This window comes from Agrobacterium genomosp. 2 str. CFBP 5494 (assembly GCF_900013495.1).
GTDB classification, from domain to species: domain Bacteria; phylum Pseudomonadota; class Alphaproteobacteria; order Rhizobiales; family Rhizobiaceae; genus Agrobacterium; species Agrobacterium pusense.
This window is the reverse complement of the sequence record NZ_LT009720.1, coordinates 146,836-165,992: the sequence shown is the minus strand read 5'-3', so window position 1 is coordinate 165,992 and position 19,157 is coordinate 146,836. Positions and strand designations below refer to the sequence as shown.

Below are 19,157 nucleotides of genomic sequence, written 5' to 3'. Positions count from 1 at the left end.
AGCCGACTTGATATTCGGATTGTCATGACCGAATTCCCTGCCGCCCACTTCAGACGCCACCGCTTTCCTGCCGAGATCATCACCCATGCGGTCTGGCTGTATTTCCGATTTCCGCTCAGTTTACGCGACGTCGAAGATCTGTTGGCCGAGCGCGGCATCAACGTCTCATTCCAGACCGTCTCGGAATGGGCGGCGAAATTTGGCTTGAAGTTCGCCAATCAGCTCCGACGCCGCTCACGAGGCCAGTTTGCCGACAAGTGGCAGCTCGATGAGATGGTGGTGACGATCAAGGGAAAGAAATACTGGCTGTGGCGCGCCGTCGATGCCAACGGCTACGTTCTCGACGCCCTCTTGCAAAGCCGAAGGAACAAGGCAGCAGCCTTGCGTCTGATGCGCAAACTGCTCAAGGGTCAAGGTATCGCCCCGCGCGAGATGCTGACCGACAAGCTGCGTTCCTATTCGGCTGCGAAGGCGGATTTGATGCCGAAGGTCGAACATCGCTCGCACAAGGGATTGAACAACCAGGCTGAAAATTCCCATCTTGCTGTGCGACGACGAGAGCGGCGCATGATGCGCTTCAAGTCCGCGCGGCAATGCCAGCGTTTCGTCTCCACTCACGGCCAGATCGCCAATCTCTTCCTTCTTCACCGCAAAGACTTGACCGCCGCAGACCATCGCCAGCTTCGCACTCACGCCATCTCGACCTGGCGGGAAGTCGCTTTGTCGATTGATGCGTGAAGTTCAGGTCGAAGAGACTACCGCATCCCAAACTCGGTTAAGGCGACGCCACCGTCCGGAGAGGATGCACCAGAAGGACTGCCCGGAAGAAGATGCTTCGCTTATGTGGCTGGGCTCTCGCATTGAAGGGATACGAACCGCGGACCCGTCGTTTGGTTAATACATTCGCGCCGAATTTACATATGAGACTACGACTTTCTCGTGGGAATGGTTGATGTAGGGGCGACAGTCGACGGTCCGCTTCAACGTCAGCTTAAAGAGAGGCCGACATTGAAGGATGCTAAAATCCGGGATCGGGCTTTAGGAAATCAGATGTCTGGGAGCGCGCGTCCTCTATCAAGCACAGATCAAACAATGCCTCCTTAACGGCATCAAAACCTTTCTCCACTACCGTAAAGCCAATGGTTTCGCGCGGTTTTTTTAGAAAGTTAACGGCATATCTGCTCTTGGTGATGCTGGCACAATCATGTGCAAACGTTGCCGATGCAAGCGATTCCAACAACATTCGCACGTCATGCTGGGCCACCGCCACGCTCTCGGAAAACGTCGTCGCAGTGGCCCGCGATGAACACAGATGGTCCTGCTCTGGCGCCAATCAAGAATTCTCCATTGATGCCGAACGAGTACTCCTCCGCTTCGACATCCCACCTGTCCAGGCACCCGTTCGATATCTGCTTTCACGTCGGAGTGCGTTCGACGCGCTGCATCTCTTGGCGATCGACGAAGATGGCGCGGTTCGTCAGACGTCCTTTCCTGCGGTCGCCTTGCGCAGCTCAATGGCTGGCGGCTACTTTAAAGCGGATCTGCCAGATGTCACTCTAGCGACCAGGCAGGTGATCGCGGCAGTTGACCTGCCCACCCACAAAATGACTTTGGAGAATGCGTATCTTTCCCCTGTTGACTCAGGCGCTAGCGCTGCCGATTTGCGGTTCCTGCTGCTGATTGCCGGACTCGCAGGCATGCTCGTTATGCCTCTTATCTTCAATGCAGCATTCTACCGAGCCCTGCGTGAACCCTTCGTCCTCTGGCACTCGGTCCTCACAACATCGCTGCTGATGACGATAGTTGTTACATCTGGTCTATCGGTCGCTTTATTCGATCCTCCAGCAATGACGCTGAGCTGGATGACGACACTGCTCTTCGGGGTTACGATCAGCTCGGGCGCCATGTTCACATATAGCTTTATTGAGCCCGGCATGATGCATCCCCTGCTGCGGCGCATTCTACCCTATTGTGCCGCATGGGCGGTCTTCCTGAGCGTCTTTCACGCCACCTTCCCCTTCGTCGCACGCCCGGTGCAATCAGTCGTCTACACGGCGGCGTTTGGACCGATACTGGCTGCCTTCGTCTGTGCGATGGTCGATTCCTTGCTGAGAGGAAGCCGTGCTGCGAGGTTCCAGGCCATCGGTTATGCGCCGTTGGCACTGGTCGGACTGGTACGACTGGTGACAGGGGTAAGCCCCTGGCTGCACAGCGCGGACGCGATGGTCCTCTTCTATTTCGGGTGCATGTTTGAAGTGCTTCTCACGACGCTTGGCGTGGCAGAACGTTTCGTCACCATCAGGCGGGAGCGAGATCGTGTGCGCAACGAGGCAGATCTCCTTGAACGGCTATCTGAAACCGATCCGCTGACAGGTCTGCTCAACAGGAGGGCGATCGAGCGGCAGTTCGAGCAGCTTCGCGAGGTTGGTTTCACCGCGCTGGCAGTCATCGACCTCGATCATTTTAAAGCGATCAATGATGGATACGGGCACAGCACCGGAGATGAGGTACTTAAGGCTGTAGCCGTCGCACTGAAGGCAGGGTCGAACGTGCGCGCGTATCGCCTTGGTGGCGAGGAGTTCATACTTCTCCTTCGAGGTCAGGACGTGGATGCACAGGCCGAGTTTCGCCGCCAGGCAATCCCTGCGACCGTCGCCAATGCGGTTCCGGGTCTCGCAGGGCCTGTGACGGCGAGCATGGGCATCACAGCTATCTCTAGCGTCGATGCCTTCACGACCGTTTATGAACGAGCAGACAAGCATCTTTACGAAGCCAAGAGTGCGGGACGAAATAGAACCCGCAGCGAGTTAGGTCCCACGCATTCATCGGTAACCGCCCAGATTGATCAGGTCATGATTGCATAGCCCGCAGCAGCGCCGACCATGCGGCTCATTACGACTAACTCATTTGCTGATATCTATGTCTGCAAGTGGCGGAAAAGGCTTATAGCACCTCGCGAGCATCTGCTTTCAAGTGTCTGCCACGATGGCTTCTACTACCGAATTGAAGGTGCAAAGCGGTCGTGACGCACGAGCCGCATATCGCTCAACAAAATACCCTTTTGGGCGTCTTCGCCTTGAACGGATTCGAACCGTCAGCCAGCCCAGGGAAATTCGTAAGCGACTGAAAAGCAGAAATCTTTCGCTCCTTGGGCTGCCTTATCAAGAACTATGTCAGAATGACGGGGCACCCCCAAGATAAGACATTTCCCATGACCTCGGCTGCCCGCTGCCCATTGAGCCGCCGAATAGCTTGCAGATCCGGTGATATCTCCTGCAACACTCGTATCAATTCACCTTGATCGCGCATCATGAGCAAGGCTTCTTTCAAGGCATTAGCCGGCGGCAGGCGGGTCAGCGCCATGGCAAGACTGCTACCGAAGGCCAAGGCGGCATAATAGTCGATCGGCCACAGATGGCCGATAACCTGCTGCGAAGGAGAGACGAGTTCTTGAGCGAGGCCCGACCGAGCCATTCCGTTAAACGTCTGCGCTGTCGCACTCGAACAAATGTTCAAGACGAGCAGCCGGCGCCCCGTGCGAGGCACGTTAAATTCTGCAAGATCAGCAAGCGACGCCATAGTGCCATCTTCCATCACGATACCGGTCTGGCTCGCGTCGTCCGATGTTTGTTCGCCATGCCCAATGACCCACAGCACGTCGGCTTCGGAATCCTCGTAAAATTGACGAAACGCTCTCATATCAAGCTCTCCTGACGTCACCTTCGCACGCCAGCCAGCGGTAGCCGCGACGCGCATCAGGACCTCCACCTCGGCCTCAGTGGTGTGCGTTGACCCGGTCCAAATCGAAAGAACCCTGATAGGCCTAAGGTCGTCGGAGATGGTTAGAGACGTTTCCAAGGGGGCGATCCAGCCAAGGCGGTCAAGGATCATGGCTTGCAATGGGTCACGGTGGGCCGGCATTACCACGACAGATCGCGGGACCCAGCCACGCGGCAGCCTATCGGCTAATTCCGATAGTCTGTAGTGATCTCCCATCGCCGCCCAGATCTCAGGGCCGAATTCGAAGGCCGGGGTAGTCTTCAGCCGTTCATCTACCCTAATTTGCCGATCTCCTTGTGGCCCGCGGAAATACTCGTTGAGCGCATTTGAGTTTGCGATCAGAGCCTTTTCAAGAGATTCGGCCGCGCTATTGGATGCAAAATGACGATCATCGGGCCAAACATAAGCAACCCCATCTCCATGGTTGGGACATACGAAAAGGATATCGGCGTCAGCGGGGGATGAGTCGGGCTCCGCGTACCATGCATGCAGAACCGTCATCAGGTCTTCGGTCGAACCGAACTTGCATAGCGCATAGATAATCGGATGCAGCAGGAGGACACGCGAATCCAGAGCGACCCGTGCAACTTGCCGCGAACCTCCGGAGCGGTAGAGCTTGGAAAGTGCCTGGATCTCCGACTGGATTTCTGCCCGTGTTGCAACCCAGGCCTCTTGGTCTACCAAAGTGACCCCAAGAAGCTGCAGCGGTTCGTGCTCCTTCAACTCCGATCTTAAATCTGAAAGTGTCCGGCGTGCCCATTCGACCGGGTGTGTATCGGTATAGAAGCCGGCGTGTGTCGACATCGCAACCTGAATTTGAGCTCTCTCCCGCGCGGGCGTGTCGGGATCCTCTAAAAACTTCAACAAAGCTTTGATCGGCAATTGCGTAGCCTCCAGCTTCCTCGCAGCCGAGTAAGCGGCGATGGTGGTCAACGCCATAGTTCCTTTGCCAGAACCTGCTTTCAGACCGATCGCAACCGCAGCCTCGAAGAACATCGTGCAGTGGTCATCAAGACCACCAAACTTGTGCGCGACAATGTATGCCGCCCAGACCCAATCAACTGCGACTTCGAGCGCGAGCTCGTTCATCGCTCCTGTGGCACCTGGGTAGGGCGGAAGCGCGTACATCGCATGGTTTTCAGTCCGACCGAAAACGTGCTCTCGAGAAATAGACCAGAGCAGCCAGTCGTAACATGTCCGCATACGGCCTGATGCCATCGTCCGACAGATCTGCACTTGAGAGGTGACAAAGCGGAAGCCGTCGACCATCGCGGCGACCGTTGGGTCAGTCTGACGTGCCGTTTGAAGCTCTATGTCCGTTCGAAGGGCAATACAAAATGCATCCAGCTGGGCGCCATTCTCTTGAAGCTTGATCTGCAAGTCCAAAACGGCGCCAGCGAAAGCCGATCCCCTCCCGATCCAATCGAAGGGTAATTGCCAAGGCAGAAGGTCTGGAAACGATTTGGCGGATGTTGGGAAATAGTCTGCTAACGTCATGGCTTACGCACCGCCTGCACGATCGAAGGACTTTAGGCCAGTGGGCACTTTCGCATCAGAGACGGAACGTGCAAACTCGAAAGTTGAGCACGCTCGTGTCGATCACCCCGACCTCCTCGAAATGCTCTTTGAACCCTTCACCCTCCATCGAGTAAATTTCAAGGTAGGGCTCTATCACAGCAATCGCGGCCTTCGCTGCGTTGACGATAAGCGGCAGCATATCGAAGAAAACAGGCGTGTTCGAAGTCTGCGCAGCAATATGGGTAGCGATGCAATCGGCGCCAAGATAGGCCCGTATCGCGCCCACCTTAGCAGCGCTCAAACGCGTCATGTCAAATGGCATATCGAGAAGGTCACTGATGTCCGACCATGAGAGGGCCTGGACAAAAAATGGCGCCTCACCGTCACCCTCGCCATAGGTTACAAGGACGTAGTCTCTCGACAGATGCGCACGACCGGCTCTGGTAAAGTAGCCTTCCAGACTTCGGACTCTATGTGCGTGATTGTGGTGGCGAGCGTTGCGTATTGCGAGGAGCGTCGCGGTAGTCGGCTCCCGGTTCCACGCAAACGAGATTCGCGGGTCATCGTTTGCAGCGTCGTAAATGCTATGGAAGCCGTTCAGGATAGACGACAGCCCCTGATCGAGATTGCCTGCGGCTTCCTGCGGATCGATCTTCATAAGTTCAGGAGCCCGAATAAGGTGCTCGGTGTTGACCCGCAGTGCGTGCGCAAAACTGTCGAATGCTTCACTGATAGATTTCATTTTCTTGCTGTAACGACTATTTGGCGAAGCGCGCCACTTGCGCACGGGTAGGCTTGCTGACAAGAGACGGCATTACAAAGGACTTCCCCAGGCCAGCCTTCGCATGGATGAGAATGAAGGTATTGAACGGCGTGCCGAAACCTTCCGCTACAAACTCCACCACGTCCCCATTCTTGTCCTCGAGAGGCAAAGTCCCCGGTCTGGACATTCTCTTGCCCCCGAGCGGAATGAACTGCGCAAGTGGACTTAACCGGTCGATGTATTCGGGCAGCTTCAGATCACCGAAACGCCCTTGAAAGAGTGGCGACAGTTCGACCCGCCGAAGCTCGGAGCGCATGCCCAGTACCGGGCAAATGTCTGCTGGATTGAGAACAATCACCGCGCAGGCACGGTCACTTCGCCGGACGTATTCTCGCATCGACGCATAGGCAGACGCGCCGAACCTCTTGCTCAAGGCAAGGGGAACTTTGATGCCGAACGTGCTGTCAGCGGCCATTTCCGCAAAGCGACGATCTTGAAACAATACGACCGTCGCGAAGATGTTGGCCTCGCGCTCGAACTGGTCGGATACTTCCGGCGACAGCGACTTGTCGCAGTCCTGGATCCATCGGAACAGACCAGTCTGGTGGGGGATATGTTTGTGGCCCGCTTCGTGGAGTTTCAGGAAATTCTGCTTCGATTCGTTGACCGTCGTATCGATGTGAATGAGGTCCCCGTGGACATCGAAAATACCCCTGACTTTATCGATCGCCGATTTCACGAGCTTTGCCGCCCGCTCGCCGAATTCGCGGGCGTGTCGCAGAAGCGAACGCGGATCGAATGCGCTCATTGGGGCGACGTGCAGCTTTGCTGCGCTGAGTAGGTCGGGGACCGGCGTAGGTAGCCGGTCCCATGCGCTTGCCTTGTTCAACAGATCGGTCGCCGCGCGATGTATTGCTGCATACTCGCCCTGGGTGAGCGAACTGTCGTCAGGTTTCAATTGGTCAATCCTTCTTTGAACGCAGATACCCGAGGTATTTCAGCAGCTCGGCCTCCTCGTTTTGCGTCAAGTTCAATTCAGAGAAAGTCGCCGCCCTCCCATGGCGCTCAACATCGGTACGTGTCGTTGTAATGTAACCTGCTAATTCCATCAGTTTGTCGTAGTCCACGCCATATAGGTTTGCGAGGGCATATAGGATGTTTGGGGACGGCTTCTGAATTTTTCCGTTCTCAATCTGACTTAGATAAGCGTTTGAGACTTCTTTGCTTGTCGCCTCTTCGACTCCACGAAGAGTAAGCTTTCTATCGGTGCGGATTGACCCGAGATATTCTCCAAGGGTTACTTTCACGACTCTCCTCTTTCATCGGCAACGCTTAGGGCGCCAACGTTGCCTTTGGATTTCGCGGCGCAACACATTCTATCTCCGACGCTTGATAAGTCAAGCATGCGTTTCATTTGCTCATTATATCAAGCTCGCTAATTTCCTGCTTGACATTCTTAGCGCGCTTGAATGATGATGCAGCCACTGACCAGCCGTGGTGGAGTGGTCAGCAGACAACCCAACCCACGAGGTTTAGAAATGAACAGCATTGAACATGAACGCACGACTTCCCGCATCGAGGAACTTCTTGAAGATATCCTCGACGAGATCGTCGAACTGGAAGCCTACGCGAAGGAAGGCAAGCGCCCTCCGCTGGCAAAGGCTTATCGCTTCAAGATCAACGACACGTCGTTCGTCTGGGACAAGCCGCACATCACCGGCCGCGAAGTCCTCATCCTTGCCGGCCTGACGCCGCCCGAGAATTACACGCTTCGCGTAAAGCTCGCCGGCCACAAGCCGCAGAAGATCGATCTCGACGAGAAGATTGACCTTCGTCATCCGGGCACCGAGAAGTTCCGTGCGATCCGCAAGGAGCAGACCGACGGTGAAGTTCAGGGGCGGCGCGATGCGCCGCTCCTGGACGCCGACATGGCCTTCCTGGAGGCCTATGGCCACCGCTTCGATATCGTCAGGGATGGCTCCACCTGGGCCATCCTCCATGACTTCCCGGTGCCCGCCTGCTTCGACCACAAGAGCGTGTCGCTCGCGATCCGCATCGAACAGGGCTACCCCATGACCCCGCTCGACATGCTCTACGTCTACCCCAAGCTGTCCCGCATCGACGGGCGCGAGATCCCGCAGACGCAGGTCGAACAGCCGATCGAAGGCAGGATCTTCCAGCGTTGGTCGCGTCACCGTTCTGGTGCAAACCTGTGGGTGCCCGGCGTCGACTGCCTGGAAACCCACGTTTTCCTGATCGAGGAGATCTTCGAACAGGAGGCTTCCCGATGAACATGACCCTCAGCATGTCGGTCGAGCAGCACGCGTTGTTATACGATCACCTCTTCCCCGGTGACGGCCTTGAGGCCGCCGCCCTCCTTGTGTGCGGGGGCAGCAGTCACTCAGGCCGCTATCGCCTTTCCGTTCGCGACGTGATCTTGCTCGATCATGGCAAGTGCAAAAGGCTCGACGACCGCATCTCCTGGCCGACCGATCTGATCATTCCTCATCTCGATCATGCAGAAGAGCTCGGACTGAGTGTGGTGAAGGTCCATTGCCACCCCGGCAACTTCCCGCAGTTCTCCGAGGTTGACGATGTCGGCGATCGCGAGCTTCTGCCGGTGGTCCGCTCCTGGGTTGGCGCCGACATTCCGCATGGTAGCGTCGTCATGCAGCCATGCGGTCGCCTCTTTGGCCGCTATCTTTGGCAGGGCGACGAAATGTGCTCGATCGACATAATCAGCGTTGCAGGACCAGACATTCGGCTCTTCCCCGCAATTACCGACAATCGCTGTTCTCCGTTCGCCCGATCTCAGGATCAGGCGTTCGGGGAAGGAACAACAGCAACACTCGCAAGGCTGCGCGCCGGCATCGTAGGCATTTCCGGAACCGGCAGCCCCTTGCTTGAACAGCTCATCCGTCTCGGCTTCGGCGAAATCGTCATTATCGACCCCGATACCGTCGAGGACCGCAATCTGAACCGGATTCTGAACAGCAGCCTCGCCGATGCCCGCGCGGGTCGGTTCAAGGTCGATGTGGCTGAAGCAGCAGCGATCGCAACGGAGCTTCCAACGCGGATCATCAAGGTTGCGTCGACGTTGATGTCACCGGCGGCGATCCATGCTCTCTCGGTGTGCGACGTCGTTTTCGGTTGCGTCGACACGCATACCGGCCGCTTTGCCATAAACCTGGTTTCGACATACCATATCATTCCGTATTTCGACATCGGCGTTATGCTCGATGCCGTTGGCGACGGCGATGCCATGGGTCGAATTCGCGACATCCTTGGCACGATCCACTACATCGTCCCGGGACGGTCGAGCCTTATTTCCCGCGATGTGATCTCGCTTCGCACAGTCGCGCAGGAAGGTCTGGCCGACACCGATCCGGAGGCGGAAGCACAGCAGGTGCGCGACAAGTATTTCCGTGGCTTGAGCGTCAGCCGGCCCGCCGTGATCAGCATCAACATGTTTGCGGCAGCCTTGGCGGTGAATGACTTCCTCGCAAGGATCCATCCCTACCGCCAGATGCCGAACAGCGATGTCGGCTCGATAGAGTTCAGCTTGGGCCAGTTGCGTCTGACTGCGGACGAAGAGCAGGAAAATTGCTCGCTGCTCAGACCCTGGCTCGGTCATGGGAAGATTTCGCCGCTGCTAGGCTTGCCGGAACTTTCGGAGCCGCGCGCATGAGCTGGCTTTCGGATGCTGGACAGTATCTGGCTGGGATGTTTCGCGTCGCGCTACGCCGCCCCTATCGCGGCGTGGTTCGAGAGGGGAGCATGCCACGCTTCATTGCCCCGAAAACCCTTTACATCCTGAACGAAGATGGAGATCCATGGCAGGCGTCGATGATATGCCCCTGCGGCTGCGGCGCCGTCCTGGAAATGAACCTCATCGCTGACGAGAAGGCGGTCTGGCGCGCGAAGATCGAAAAGGACGGCACGGGCACGCTCCACCCTTCCGTCTGGCGGCAGGTCGGTTGCCGCTCCCATTTCTTTATTCGAAATGGGAAAATACGGTGGTGTGAATGATAGACGCTATCTACGGACCGGAATTTCAACGACCGGACGCAGCGGCTCGAGTTGCGTCTGATATCGCCGAACGATCTGATCGTAGAGATCCGCAACGCGCTTCGCCTTGACGCTAACCACCAAGGCATAACGCAATTCGTCTTCCGGTTCGAAATCCCGGCTCTCGAGACGGGCGTTGTAGTGAATGTCGAAGGCCGGGTTGCGCAGGCTCTTACCAAGAAATCCGACAGAGCCGTGCAACGTATTTTCCCATTTCCAGGCGTCACGCCGAAGATCCCCTTCCGTCAGTCCCTTCTGAGCCTTGCCAAAGAAGCTCTGCGTGTCGGCATGTAGCTTATTGTCTTCTTTTCGCTTCGTGTCCTTTGGCCTGAATGCGATTTCCAGGCCGGCTCGCGTATAGTTGCCCGGATGATGGGGATCCGTCAGCGTCTTGTAGCAGATTGTCGCTGTTATCTTGACCTTGCCGTCCATTTCCGCGGCTGGAACGGGGATCGGAGCTCTCACATAGCTGCGGGCAGAAATGGTCCCCTGATAGATGACCCTGACGGTGTCGTCGTCGCACAATAGGATATCATCCATCGTCCTGGCGACCCGGCCACGGCCGACTTCCTCGGCCGAGATGGATGTCTCCTCTGCCGTATGGACGAGCAGGGCCCTTACCGCGAGCATGTCGATGTTGGCGCCAAGGTGCGCCTTAACGCCGGCGGCTACGCGCAACAAGTTAGGCGACGCAAAAGACGTTCCACCGGTAACTTCGAGCTGCGGCATTCCATCCAGACTTGCGACCAAAAACGGCCGCTGCAGCGATCCGCCGAAGTCGACGAGATCGGGCTTGATGAGGCCCGGACTCCGACCCGGACCGACTGAGCTGTAAGGAGCCCGCGCCCAAGTTGCGTCAGGGCTGTCTGCAGCGCCAACAGCCATCGCGTTGACACAGTCGGAGGGTACCTGGATCCTGTTGAACCCGAGTGCCGCATCCCGTTCGCCGTCATTTCCGACGGCGATTGTTGCCAAGGTATCGTTTCGTGCAAAGCGATCGTCGAGCACCGCAGTCCACGCATGAACGTCGTCATCTTCGATAGGGAGATGCGGCCCGAGGCTGATATTGACGAGATCGAACTGCCGATTGAGAAGTGTCTGATCGATCCGGTACAGAACCTCATAAAGCCCTTCAGGATCCTGGCTGGGATCGGTGTCAAGGACGCGATAGTGCTCAACTGGTGCGTATGGTCTCGACATTGGTTTGGTCGGATCGATGTGCCCGAATAGAAACGCCGATGTCACGTGCACGCCGTGGCGGCGGAGATCCTCATGCGAGCTGCCGACACCCGTCGTATCAATCGGCGTCGTCCAGGCCGTGATTGGATGATTGTCTGGCACACCGCCATCAAAAATGGCGACCCGGATACCCGGATCCATTGCTGCCTCTGAAGGAAATTGAATCTGAGGCGAAGGGGTCGCGGCCGCTCGAATTGTCGGCCGGAGCACACGAAGCGTGGGCATCTGCCGGAGTGCACGGACCGCAGTGAAGGTCGCAATCTCCTCCGCGCGTTCTGCAGGCGCGGTGAGCTCGACAAAGCAAAGGCCACCCGCATAAAATCGGTTGTCCATAGGAGCTGCGATACCCAGCTCCGCAAGATATGTCCGAAAGGCGTGCACGATCTTCTGCTCACCGAGAAGCTCGTCTGTATGCAGGACCGCTTCGAAAGTCACATTGCCCGTCTCTGGAAGATGCCCTTTCAACTTGTCATCGGCGTCAGGAGCACCGATCTCCTCGATGGCGATGATCCCGTTTGTCGCGGGGGACAAGTTGTTCCACTGGGGAAGCGCCGAGCTCCAGCTGCGTAACGATGCTCGCGGACCCATCACGAAGATTTCCGTCGTCAAGGTCTCTTCCGACGGGCGTCCAAGCGATCGCTTTTGCGGCGTGATTGACCGAGTGCGGCTCCCGACCGCCTCGACGCCAACCTGTTGGAAGAGTTCCTTCGGATAGAATGACTTTGCGATATACTCCGGATTAAGAACAACGGACAAGACGGCCTTGTCGTCCGGGCACGCTGCCGCTGGCAACCGGTCAACGAAGGAGACAGCGCGCGTGAGCATTGGCGCCAGACGCGACCGAGATTCCGAAAACGTATAGGGATGCTGTTTGGGAGCCCCGCCCCTGACGCCTGTTACCGAAGAGACGAGGCGCTCGCCTTTTCCCAAGAGAAAATTCTGTTTCGCCATCATGTACCCTTTCGTTTACGCGGGGTCGCTTCAGGCTGCGAATGGCTGCGCACCGTGTCTCGAGCGACGCCGGTCAACTTCTGCACGCCTCGCTGGGAAAGCCCTGCGTCGACCAACATGGTTGCAAGATTGATGCGCTCCGACTTGGAAAGCTGATCGGGTAAAATCAGGGACCGTAAATGGGTATCGAGCGCATCTCCGGAGATCGCAGCTGCCCGGCGGGCGCGCTCCACCGATTGCCTGATGTCGCTGAACGATTGTCCGTGAAGTGCAACCGCAAGGACCTTCGCCCATTGGTCGGCCTTATGTTCGTAGGGCTTGAGCAGGTCATGGACAAGTTCATGAATGGCCTGTGGTTCAGGCATAGGAAACTCGACCTTCATTTCGAAACGCCGCCAAACGGCCGGATCGAGCAAATCTGGATGATTGGTAGCGGCAAGCAACAAACCGGAGGCCGGCCAATCGTCAATCTGTTGCAAAAGCACGGTGACGAGCCGCTTGAGCTCACCGACCTCGTCGCGGTCGTCGCGACGTTTCGCGATTGCGTCGAGCTCGTCGAGCAAAAGCACGCAATCCGCCTGCTTGGCGTAGTCGAGAACCTGACGAAGATTTGCGCCGGTACGGCCGAGATAGCTGCTCATGACCGCAGCAAGGTCAAGGATCATCAGGGGCTTGCCGAGCCGCTTAGCCAGCCACCGTGCGGCAAGCGTCTTGCCGACACCAGGCGGGCCGACAAAAAGGGCGGTCCTTGTCGGATCCAGCCCGGCCGCGTCAAGCGCTTCAAGGCGACCGCGCTCGGTGATCAGCTGGCCGAGCGCCGACGACACCGCCGGGGCAAGGATCGGAGGGTGGTCGATCTCGATCACCTCCTCAATCTTCAAGAGGTGAAGGCGCGAATCGGAATCTACCGGCATTGGCACCTCTGCCATACGACGAAGAGGAGTTTCTTTCGATGGCGCTTCGCGAAGGAGCGCAGTCAGCGAACTGGAAAGCTCCGGCTTATCCGCGCGCGTCTTGCGAGCTATGCGCTGGACCAGCATTTGGATATCCTGAGCCCGGCCTGCGAGCGCGAGGCGCGCAAGGCTGATAATGTCGGAGTCGAGATCCGCCTTTGCTGTCGTCATGTGTGGAGGTCCTCGTATGCCAGTTTCAAGTCTCCCTTAAAGTGGACGAAATTTCAATAACGAAAGGTAAATTTCTTCCATATCAACCATAACATGTTGAAATTTAACCGCTATATTATGGACGATAGAATTGACCACGGTCAGCACGAAAAGGAGACTGCATGCTCTACTTCGCATACGGGTCCAACATGGACCCGGCTCAGATGATGGAGCGTTGCCCCGATGCGAAGTTCGTCGGCCTGGGTTATCTGGCTGACCATGTCCTTTGTTTTCCCAGGCGATCGAAAAAACGCGGTTGCGGCGTCTCGTCGCTCGCGCCGCAAAATGACCACGACACCTGGGGCGTGGTTTGGGAGCTCACCGATAGAGATTTCGCATTGCTCGACGAGAATGAAGGCTATCGTCAAGACAGGGAGCCTTTGGCAAACGCCTATAACCGCGTGACCGTGACGATCAGTCTGGATGGAGTGGCGATGGATGCTGAGACCTATATCGCTTCACCGCAGGAAGGCTCACATCTTCCGAATCTTGCCTATTTGACCCACTTGCGAAACGGCGCTGCCCATCACGGCCTTCCAGAGACATATCGCGTCTACCTGGCCAGCCTGCCCGATGATCTGTCCAGTTGAGTCATGCCTTTAGTTCGAGTTTGACTGCAGGGCATCCATCTAAACCACACCCCACGCGCGAAACCTCCCCCTCCCCGTCATCTCCCTCAAGCCCAGTTCCTGAACAATCCGCCGCGCGCCTTGCGGCGTAACCTCAAGCGTCTTGGCGACCATGCCGGCCGAGATCAGCGGCCGCGCCATGACGAGTTCGACGAGCTCCGGCAGCCTGGACGACGTCCGTCGTCCCTCCAGCTTGCGCATCATCATCTGCCGTGCCAGCACCAGCCGGTCATGCTCCTTCAGCCCCGTCTCGGCGGCAACCGTCAGCGCCCTTGCTATGGCCAGCAACCGCGTCTCCCGATCTCGATGCCGGCGCTGATCGACGGGAATAGCTTTGAGCCCAAGATTGATCGCGGCGAGATGGGTGCCGGTGGTAACGCCGCCCTCGCGCAGGATCGCGGCGGCCAGCAGCCGACCGAGCCAGGGGGCGTGCTGGAGCACGGCGATCTCATTCCAGGCATCCAGCGCCACGATCGCTTGGCACACCGGCGGCAGATCTTGGGCGCGAGCCAACACAGCCCGCCACTCCTCCAGCCGCTCGTCCTCATCCCAATCGAGATCGTAGACGAAGGGATCCTTTTCCGGAGCGTTTTTGGCGCGCCCCGGCTTCTTCGCCTCTTCGATCGCGGCCTCCGACCGGGCGAGCACCGCATCGATCGCGGCAAACGCATCACCCAGACCATCAATGTCGGGATCCTCCGTCTCCCCTACCCCAGCCCGAGTGTCGCTGACCTCAACATTCCCATCCGGCAAACCCTCCCCGTCTCCACCCAATGATGCTGCAGGCCACGCCTGCCCGCGGAGGGAGGCGAGGCCTTGAGAAGAGAGCGCCCAGGCCGGGGGATGGGCGGCGATGCGACGGCGGGTTTTCAGGATGTCGCGGGCGATGGTGAGTTCGTGGGTGGGGGCGCGGATATCTCGAAGCGCATCATGTAGGACGAGGTCTTCGAGATGGACGAGTTCGCCATCGACCCAGAGCGAGGCATGTGCCTCGAGGAAATGCGCGCGCTCGAGAAAGCCGTGGCCGACGGGAGAGCGGGCAATGCGCTCGTCGAGACGAGTGAGCGCGTGTGGCTTTTACTTTGTCGTTTCAAACCAGAAAATGTCATTTGCCTGTTAGGCTTGGCTGATAGATAGGGCACGGTTTTTCGCTAACGATTTCAGTGAAAGCAAATTTTGCCGAAACGATTGCAAGATCGACTATCAAAGCCGGCTCGCCAGATTTCGGAAGAGCAATGGTCTACGGCGCGACGAATCGCCCGGGCGCTGGACAAGGTTCTCGACGATGGCGGCCTGAGACAGGCTGCTATTGCTCGCGCCGCGGCCGAGCTTCGTCTGACTTCTCGGCAAGTCTACAACCTTCTCGCACGCTATCGAGCCGACCGCACGGTGACAGCCCTTCTGCCCCGCAATGCTGACACGCGGCGCAAACGGCTTCTGGCCGAGGTCGAGGAGATCGTCAGCACGACGTTGCGCGAGCAATGGCTGACGCTCGAAGCGCCCCCGCTTGCACCGGTGGTGGCCGAGATCCGAGCACGCTGTGAAGAGGCAGGCATTCCCCTTCCATCCTATGTCACGGTTGCCCGGCGCATCCCGCCGTTATTTTCGCCTGAGGAAATTGCGAAGAAACGCTCGGCCAACCCGAAGCACCTGCTGCGGCTCAAGCCACGGCCAGGTTATATCCATGCGTCACAGCCGCTCGACGTCTGTCAGATTGACCATACCCCAGCCGATATCAATTTCGTGGAGGTCGTCGATGGAGCCGGCGTGTTCATCGGCCGTCCCAATCTGACGATCGTCACCGACGTGGCGACACGGGCCATTCTCGGATTCTGCCTTACCCTGGAAAAGCCTTCTGTCCTGTCTGTTGCGCTTTGTCTGGCCCAGGCGATGTGCCCGAAAGACTCTTGGCTTGCATCCCGCAATCTCAGCCACGCCTGGCCGATGTTCGGCCGGCCGCGGCTGATCGTCACCGACTCGGCAAAGGAGTTCAAGGGACATGCTTTTCAACGTGGCTGCGACGAGTACGGCATCCGAATCCGGTATCGCGATCGTGGCCGGGTTCATCAGGGCGGTGTCGTCGAGCGGCTGTTGGGGAAGCTAAACGCGGTCCTCGCCACATACCCAGGTTCGACAGGGCGCTCGGTGGCCGACCGTGACGAATATCCCTCCCGACGGCGTGCATGCCTGAGCTTTGCCGAGTTGGAGCGCTGCATTGCGCTGGCAGTCACCGATCACAACTTTCAGGAAAATCCGAAGACCCTGAAGGTGCCGTTTAAGGAGTGGCAGCGCAGCGGCGCGGGTCTGCATGACGGCGACGGCTCGGAACGCGTGCTGTTGTCGTTTCTGCCCGGGACTGAACGACAATTGTCGCCGCAAGGGATCAGCTTGTTCGCCCTACACTATTATTCCCCGTGGCTCGGCGTTCTCGTTGCCGAGCGCGACAGGCTTGGGAAGCTCGAGGTTCGATACGATCCCAGGGACATCAGCCACATATACGTCCGTGACCCGGAAACCCGACAGTTCCGAGTCGTCGAGCGACGCGACGGCCATCCATCGCCGCTGACTTTATGGGAACACAAGGCCGAACGCATGCGCCGGCGCGCCACGAACCATCGCTCGAGCATCGAGAAGGTGGCGCTTCGCCGGGAGATAGCGGCCATAGCGGAGGCCGCCAGACCTTCGACGCGCCAGTTGCGCGACGCGGTGCGCCGTCGGCATGCTGCCGCGGCGCCAAAACCTCATGCAATCATGCAAGCACAGGATCCGGCTCCTTTGCCGCATCCGGCGCGGCAGAAGAACCGGCTGCCGGTTGAGGACTGGTAGTCGGCATGTCGGAACATCTCCTTGAACATGTCCGGCCGTATCTCGATCGTGATCGGGAGGAGCGGATCGCTTACATTCGGGCGCCGAGATGGATCGGCCACGACGTCGCAAAGGACAGTCATCAACGGATGGCCGAGCTACTGTCACGACCTCCGTCGATGCGAACCCAGGGCCTGATGCTGGTCGGACCCTATGCCAACGGCAAGACGATGATCGCCGAGCGGTTCGCCGTCGAACACCTGAGAACCTCCGCTCTGCAAAGAGTATGGATCGTCCAGACGCGTGAAGGCGCCGGACTCGGCCACTTCTATGCCAGCATTCTCCAGGCACTGCGCGCCCCCGGCGGCGAGATGTGGGATGTCGGCCGCAAGGCCGAGCAACTGGATCACTTGCTGGCCAGCCTCAAACCGAGGGTTCTGATCTTCGACGAATTCCACAATGCCCTGCGCGGCAGAGCACGCGACATCGAGGGCGTTTTCGCGTTTCTGCGGCGGATCGGCAGGCAATACGACATCTCGCCGGTGCTAATCGGCGAGGTTGCCGTCTATGATTTTGTCAACGCAACTAGCGAGATGTCGAGCCGTTTTGATCTGATCGCGGTCCCGCGGTGGCAGTATGACGAGACGTTTCTCATGCTGCTCGACAGCCTCGAGGCTGCCTTGCCACTCGCTAAGAGCTCGGATCTATCGAGCGAACCTTTGGCGCGGCGAATATTCGGCTTGGCGGAAGGATTGATCGGCGAGATCATCGCGATCGTCACGAAGGCGGCAGTCGCAGCGTTATTGTCCGGGGCGGAACGCATCACCAAGACCGGAATCGACGAACTGCGCCATGTTCCGATCTCGCACCGGCGCACGTCGGACCTGCGCGAGAGCCTCTTATGACGGCAGCTGACCGTCTTACCGTCACAATCAGGATCCGGGAAACATATCGTGACGTCGTCTCGGACAGATGGCCCATTGCTGTTTCGCCGCAGTTCGATGAATTGCTGTCAAGCTGGCTGCACCGGCTTTCCTATGCCAATGGCGTTGCACCGCGCGGGTTTGCGCGTGTGCTCGGCCTGGGTCAAGGAATGTGGTCGGCTGCCCTTGATCTGAGCCTTCCGAGCGACGTCGCCAACCTGCTCCGTTCAAATACTGGGGTTTCGACAAATAAGCTGACGGCAATGACATTGTGCCGCGGCCTGCTGAAGCCCCTCCTGTTGCCGCTCCGCAGCAACGGGCGACGCGATGGCTCGACATGGTTGCAGTTCTGTCCGCAGTGCCTTGCAGAAGATGTACATCCGTATTTTCGGCGGCGCTGGCGGCTGGCATCATTAATCACCTGCACGAGGCACGGAAGCCGATTGCGGGACCGGTGCCCGTCGTGCCGCAACCGCATCGCAATCTTCGACCAGAGCGAACTGGCGCCCCAACATTTTTGTGTCCGCTGTGGCTACGATCTCAGACGCGCATCGGCTATCGCCATCAGCCCAGTGGCAAGGCAGCTCGACCGATGTATCGACGATATCTCGCGGCTGGCGGCGATCACCGGCTCTCCATCGAGCAAGATTCTCGCCCGGCGTCTTTTGAACATTCCGGGTCAGACCGGCATCTATTCCACGAAAACGCTGCCTAGCCTATCGACCGCTATGCGCGCGCGATGCCTCGAAAGGCTTACCGATCACACAAACGACTGGCTGATCGTCGATGAAGATGTCTCGGGCGCTCAGTGGCAACGCCTTATCCTGCTGTCAGGCGGCCATGGGCCATTGATCGAGCATCTCGCGACGGGTCTTGATAAACGCAATCGGCAGCATATGCGGATCATCCGCCGGGAACGGACCGCGGATCTTAGAGCGCTGCTGGAAGCATACCTTCGGGTCGCTCAAGGCTCGCGTCGGCTGGATCAGACCGATTTGAGCTGAACCCGCTTTTCGAGCTTTCGGCTTCTTCCTTACGTTCACTGTAGCGGTCGACCAGAGGATTGGAGGCATCCCGCGTCAACAGCGTGAACTTAACCAGTTCCTCGCATACGTCCACGACGCGGTCGTAATAGGATGACGGTTTCATTCGGCCAGCGCCGTCAAATTCCTGATACGCCTTTGCGATGCTGCTCTGGTTCGGGATGGTGATCATCCGCATCCAACGGCCTAGCGGTCGTAAGGCTCTCCGCACCTGCACATCTCCGTGAACCCCACTTTCAATCGCTGAAGCATCGTGCCAATATTGCGCTATGACT

15 protein-coding genes and 2 pseudogenes are annotated in these 19,157 nt (G+C 58.1%); 9 read left to right on the top strand and 8 right to left on the bottom strand.

What is annotated here, in order from left to right; all coding sequences use genetic code 11:
- Positions 1–24 precede the first annotated feature (24 nt).
- The gene (locus AGR2A_RS25215) at positions 25–738 is read left to right on the top strand and encodes an IS6 family transposase (protein WP_080823505.1); all 714 of its coding nucleotides are present in this window, start codon (positions 25–27) and stop codon (positions 736–738) included.
- Positions 739–1,139: 401 nt separating this feature from the next.
- Entirely contained in the window at positions 1,140–2,864 is a 1,725-nt protein-coding gene (locus AGR2A_RS25210; protein ID WP_072492778.1) for a sensor domain-containing diguanylate cyclase, read from the top strand.
- 304 nt (positions 2,865–3,168) lie between these two features.
- Here AGR2A_RS25210 and AGR2A_RS25205 read toward each other — a convergent pair whose 3' ends face one another.
- From AGR2A_RS25205 to AGR2A_RS25190, 4 genes are read right to left on the bottom strand one after another with little or no spacing between them, the layout of a single operon-like run.
- Complete coding sequence (locus AGR2A_RS25205; RefSeq protein ID WP_072492777.1) at positions 3,169–5,277, bottom strand: CHAT domain-containing protein; 2,109 nt, start codon at positions 5,275–5,277, stop codon at positions 3,169–3,171.
- A gap of 55 nt (positions 5,278–5,332) precedes the next feature.
- Positions 5,333–6,040 (bottom strand): hypothetical protein, encoded by a 708-nt coding sequence (locus AGR2A_RS25200; protein WP_072492776.1) that lies wholly within the window; start codon positions 6,038–6,040, stop codon positions 5,333–5,335.
- Positions 6,041–6,056: 16 nt separating this feature from the next.
- Complete coding sequence (locus AGR2A_RS25195) at positions 6,057–7,019, bottom strand: ImmA/IrrE family metallo-endopeptidase (RefSeq protein ID WP_072492775.1); 963 nt, start codon at positions 7,017–7,019, stop codon at positions 6,057–6,059.
- Positions 7,020–7,023: 4 nt separating this feature from the next.
- Positions 7,024–7,368 carry a helix-turn-helix domain-containing protein gene (locus AGR2A_RS25190; RefSeq protein ID WP_072492774.1) on the bottom strand — a complete coding sequence of 115 codons (345 nt, stop codon included), beginning with the start codon at positions 7,366–7,368 and terminating at the stop codon, positions 7,024–7,026.
- Positions 7,369–7,536: 168 nt separating this feature from the next.
- On the opposite strand from AGR2A_RS25190, the gene AGR2A_RS25185 reads away from it, so the two are divergent.
- From AGR2A_RS25185 to AGR2A_RS25175, 3 genes are read left to right on the top strand one after another with little or no spacing between them, the layout of a single operon-like run.
- The gene (locus tag AGR2A_RS25185; protein WP_187306665.1) at positions 7,537–8,352 is read left to right on the top strand and encodes a multiubiquitin domain-containing protein; all 816 of its coding nucleotides are present in this window, start codon (positions 7,537–7,539) and stop codon (positions 8,350–8,352) included.
- Positions 8,349–9,749, top strand: coding sequence for a ThiF family adenylyltransferase (locus tag AGR2A_RS25180; protein WP_072492772.1), 1,401 nt, complete (start codon positions 8,349–8,351; stop codon positions 9,747–9,749). Before AGR2A_RS25185 ends, AGR2A_RS25180 begins: the two co-directional genes overlap by 4 nt.
- Positions 9,746–10,090: a DUF6527 family protein gene (locus AGR2A_RS25175; RefSeq protein WP_072492771.1), complete on the top strand. Its 345-nt coding sequence runs from the start codon at positions 9,746–9,748 to the stop codon at positions 10,088–10,090. Before AGR2A_RS25180 ends, AGR2A_RS25175 begins: the two co-directional genes overlap by 4 nt.
- Positions 10,091–10,096: 6 nt before the next feature.
- Here the strand turns inward: AGR2A_RS25175 and AGR2A_RS25170 are convergent, their stop codons facing one another.
- Positions 10,097–11,977 carry a S8 family peptidase gene (locus AGR2A_RS25170; RefSeq protein ID WP_234797295.1) on the bottom strand — a complete coding sequence of 627 codons (1,881 nt, stop codon included), beginning with the start codon at positions 11,975–11,977 and terminating at the stop codon, positions 10,097–10,099.
- 341 nt (positions 11,978–12,318) lie between these two features.
- The gene (locus AGR2A_RS25165; protein ID WP_072492770.1) at positions 12,319–13,443 is read right to left on the bottom strand and encodes an AAA family ATPase; all 1,125 of its coding nucleotides are present in this window, start codon (positions 13,441–13,443) and stop codon (positions 12,319–12,321) included.
- 161 nt (positions 13,444–13,604) lie between these two features.
- Here AGR2A_RS25165 and AGR2A_RS25160 point away from each other — a divergent pair, with 161 nt between their 5' ends.
- The gene (locus AGR2A_RS25160) at positions 13,605–14,072 is read left to right on the top strand and encodes a gamma-glutamylcyclotransferase family protein (protein ID WP_072492769.1); all 468 of its coding nucleotides are present in this window, start codon (positions 13,605–13,607) and stop codon (positions 14,070–14,072) included.
- A gap of 39 nt (positions 14,073–14,111) precedes the next feature.
- On the opposite strand, the pseudogene AGR2A_RS25155 reads toward AGR2A_RS25160, so the two are convergent.
- Positions 14,112–15,179 (bottom strand): annotated as a pseudogene (locus AGR2A_RS25155) (RHE_PE00001 family protein); the annotation flags it as partial.
- A 108-nt stretch (positions 15,180–15,287) separates the two neighbouring features.
- Between AGR2A_RS25155 and AGR2A_RS25145 the strand changes: the two are divergent.
- Genes AGR2A_RS25145 through AGR2A_RS25135 form a run of 3 tightly spaced genes read left to right on the top strand, consistent with a single transcriptional unit; the run spans position 15,288 to position 18,843 of the window.
- Entirely contained in the window at positions 15,288–16,937 is a 1,650-nt protein-coding gene (locus tag AGR2A_RS25145; protein ID WP_080823502.1) for a Mu transposase C-terminal domain-containing protein, read from the top strand.
- Positions 16,938–16,942: 5 nt separating this feature from the next.
- The gene (locus AGR2A_RS25140) at positions 16,943–17,821 is read left to right on the top strand and encodes a TniB family NTP-binding protein (protein WP_072492765.1); all 879 of its coding nucleotides are present in this window, start codon (positions 16,943–16,945) and stop codon (positions 17,819–17,821) included.
- The gene (locus tag AGR2A_RS25135; RefSeq protein ID WP_072492764.1) at positions 17,818–18,843 is read left to right on the top strand and encodes a TniQ family protein; all 1,026 of its coding nucleotides are present in this window, start codon (positions 17,818–17,820) and stop codon (positions 18,841–18,843) included. Before AGR2A_RS25140 ends, AGR2A_RS25135 begins: the two co-directional genes overlap by 4 nt.
- On the opposite strand, the pseudogene AGR2A_RS25130 reads toward AGR2A_RS25135, so the two are convergent.
- Positions 18,825–19,081 (bottom strand): annotated as a pseudogene (locus AGR2A_RS25130) (arsenical resistance protein ArsH); the annotation flags it as partial. The gene AGR2A_RS25135 and the pseudogene AGR2A_RS25130 sit on opposite strands and share 19 nt — an antisense overlap.
- Positions 19,082–19,157 lie beyond the last annotated feature (76 nt).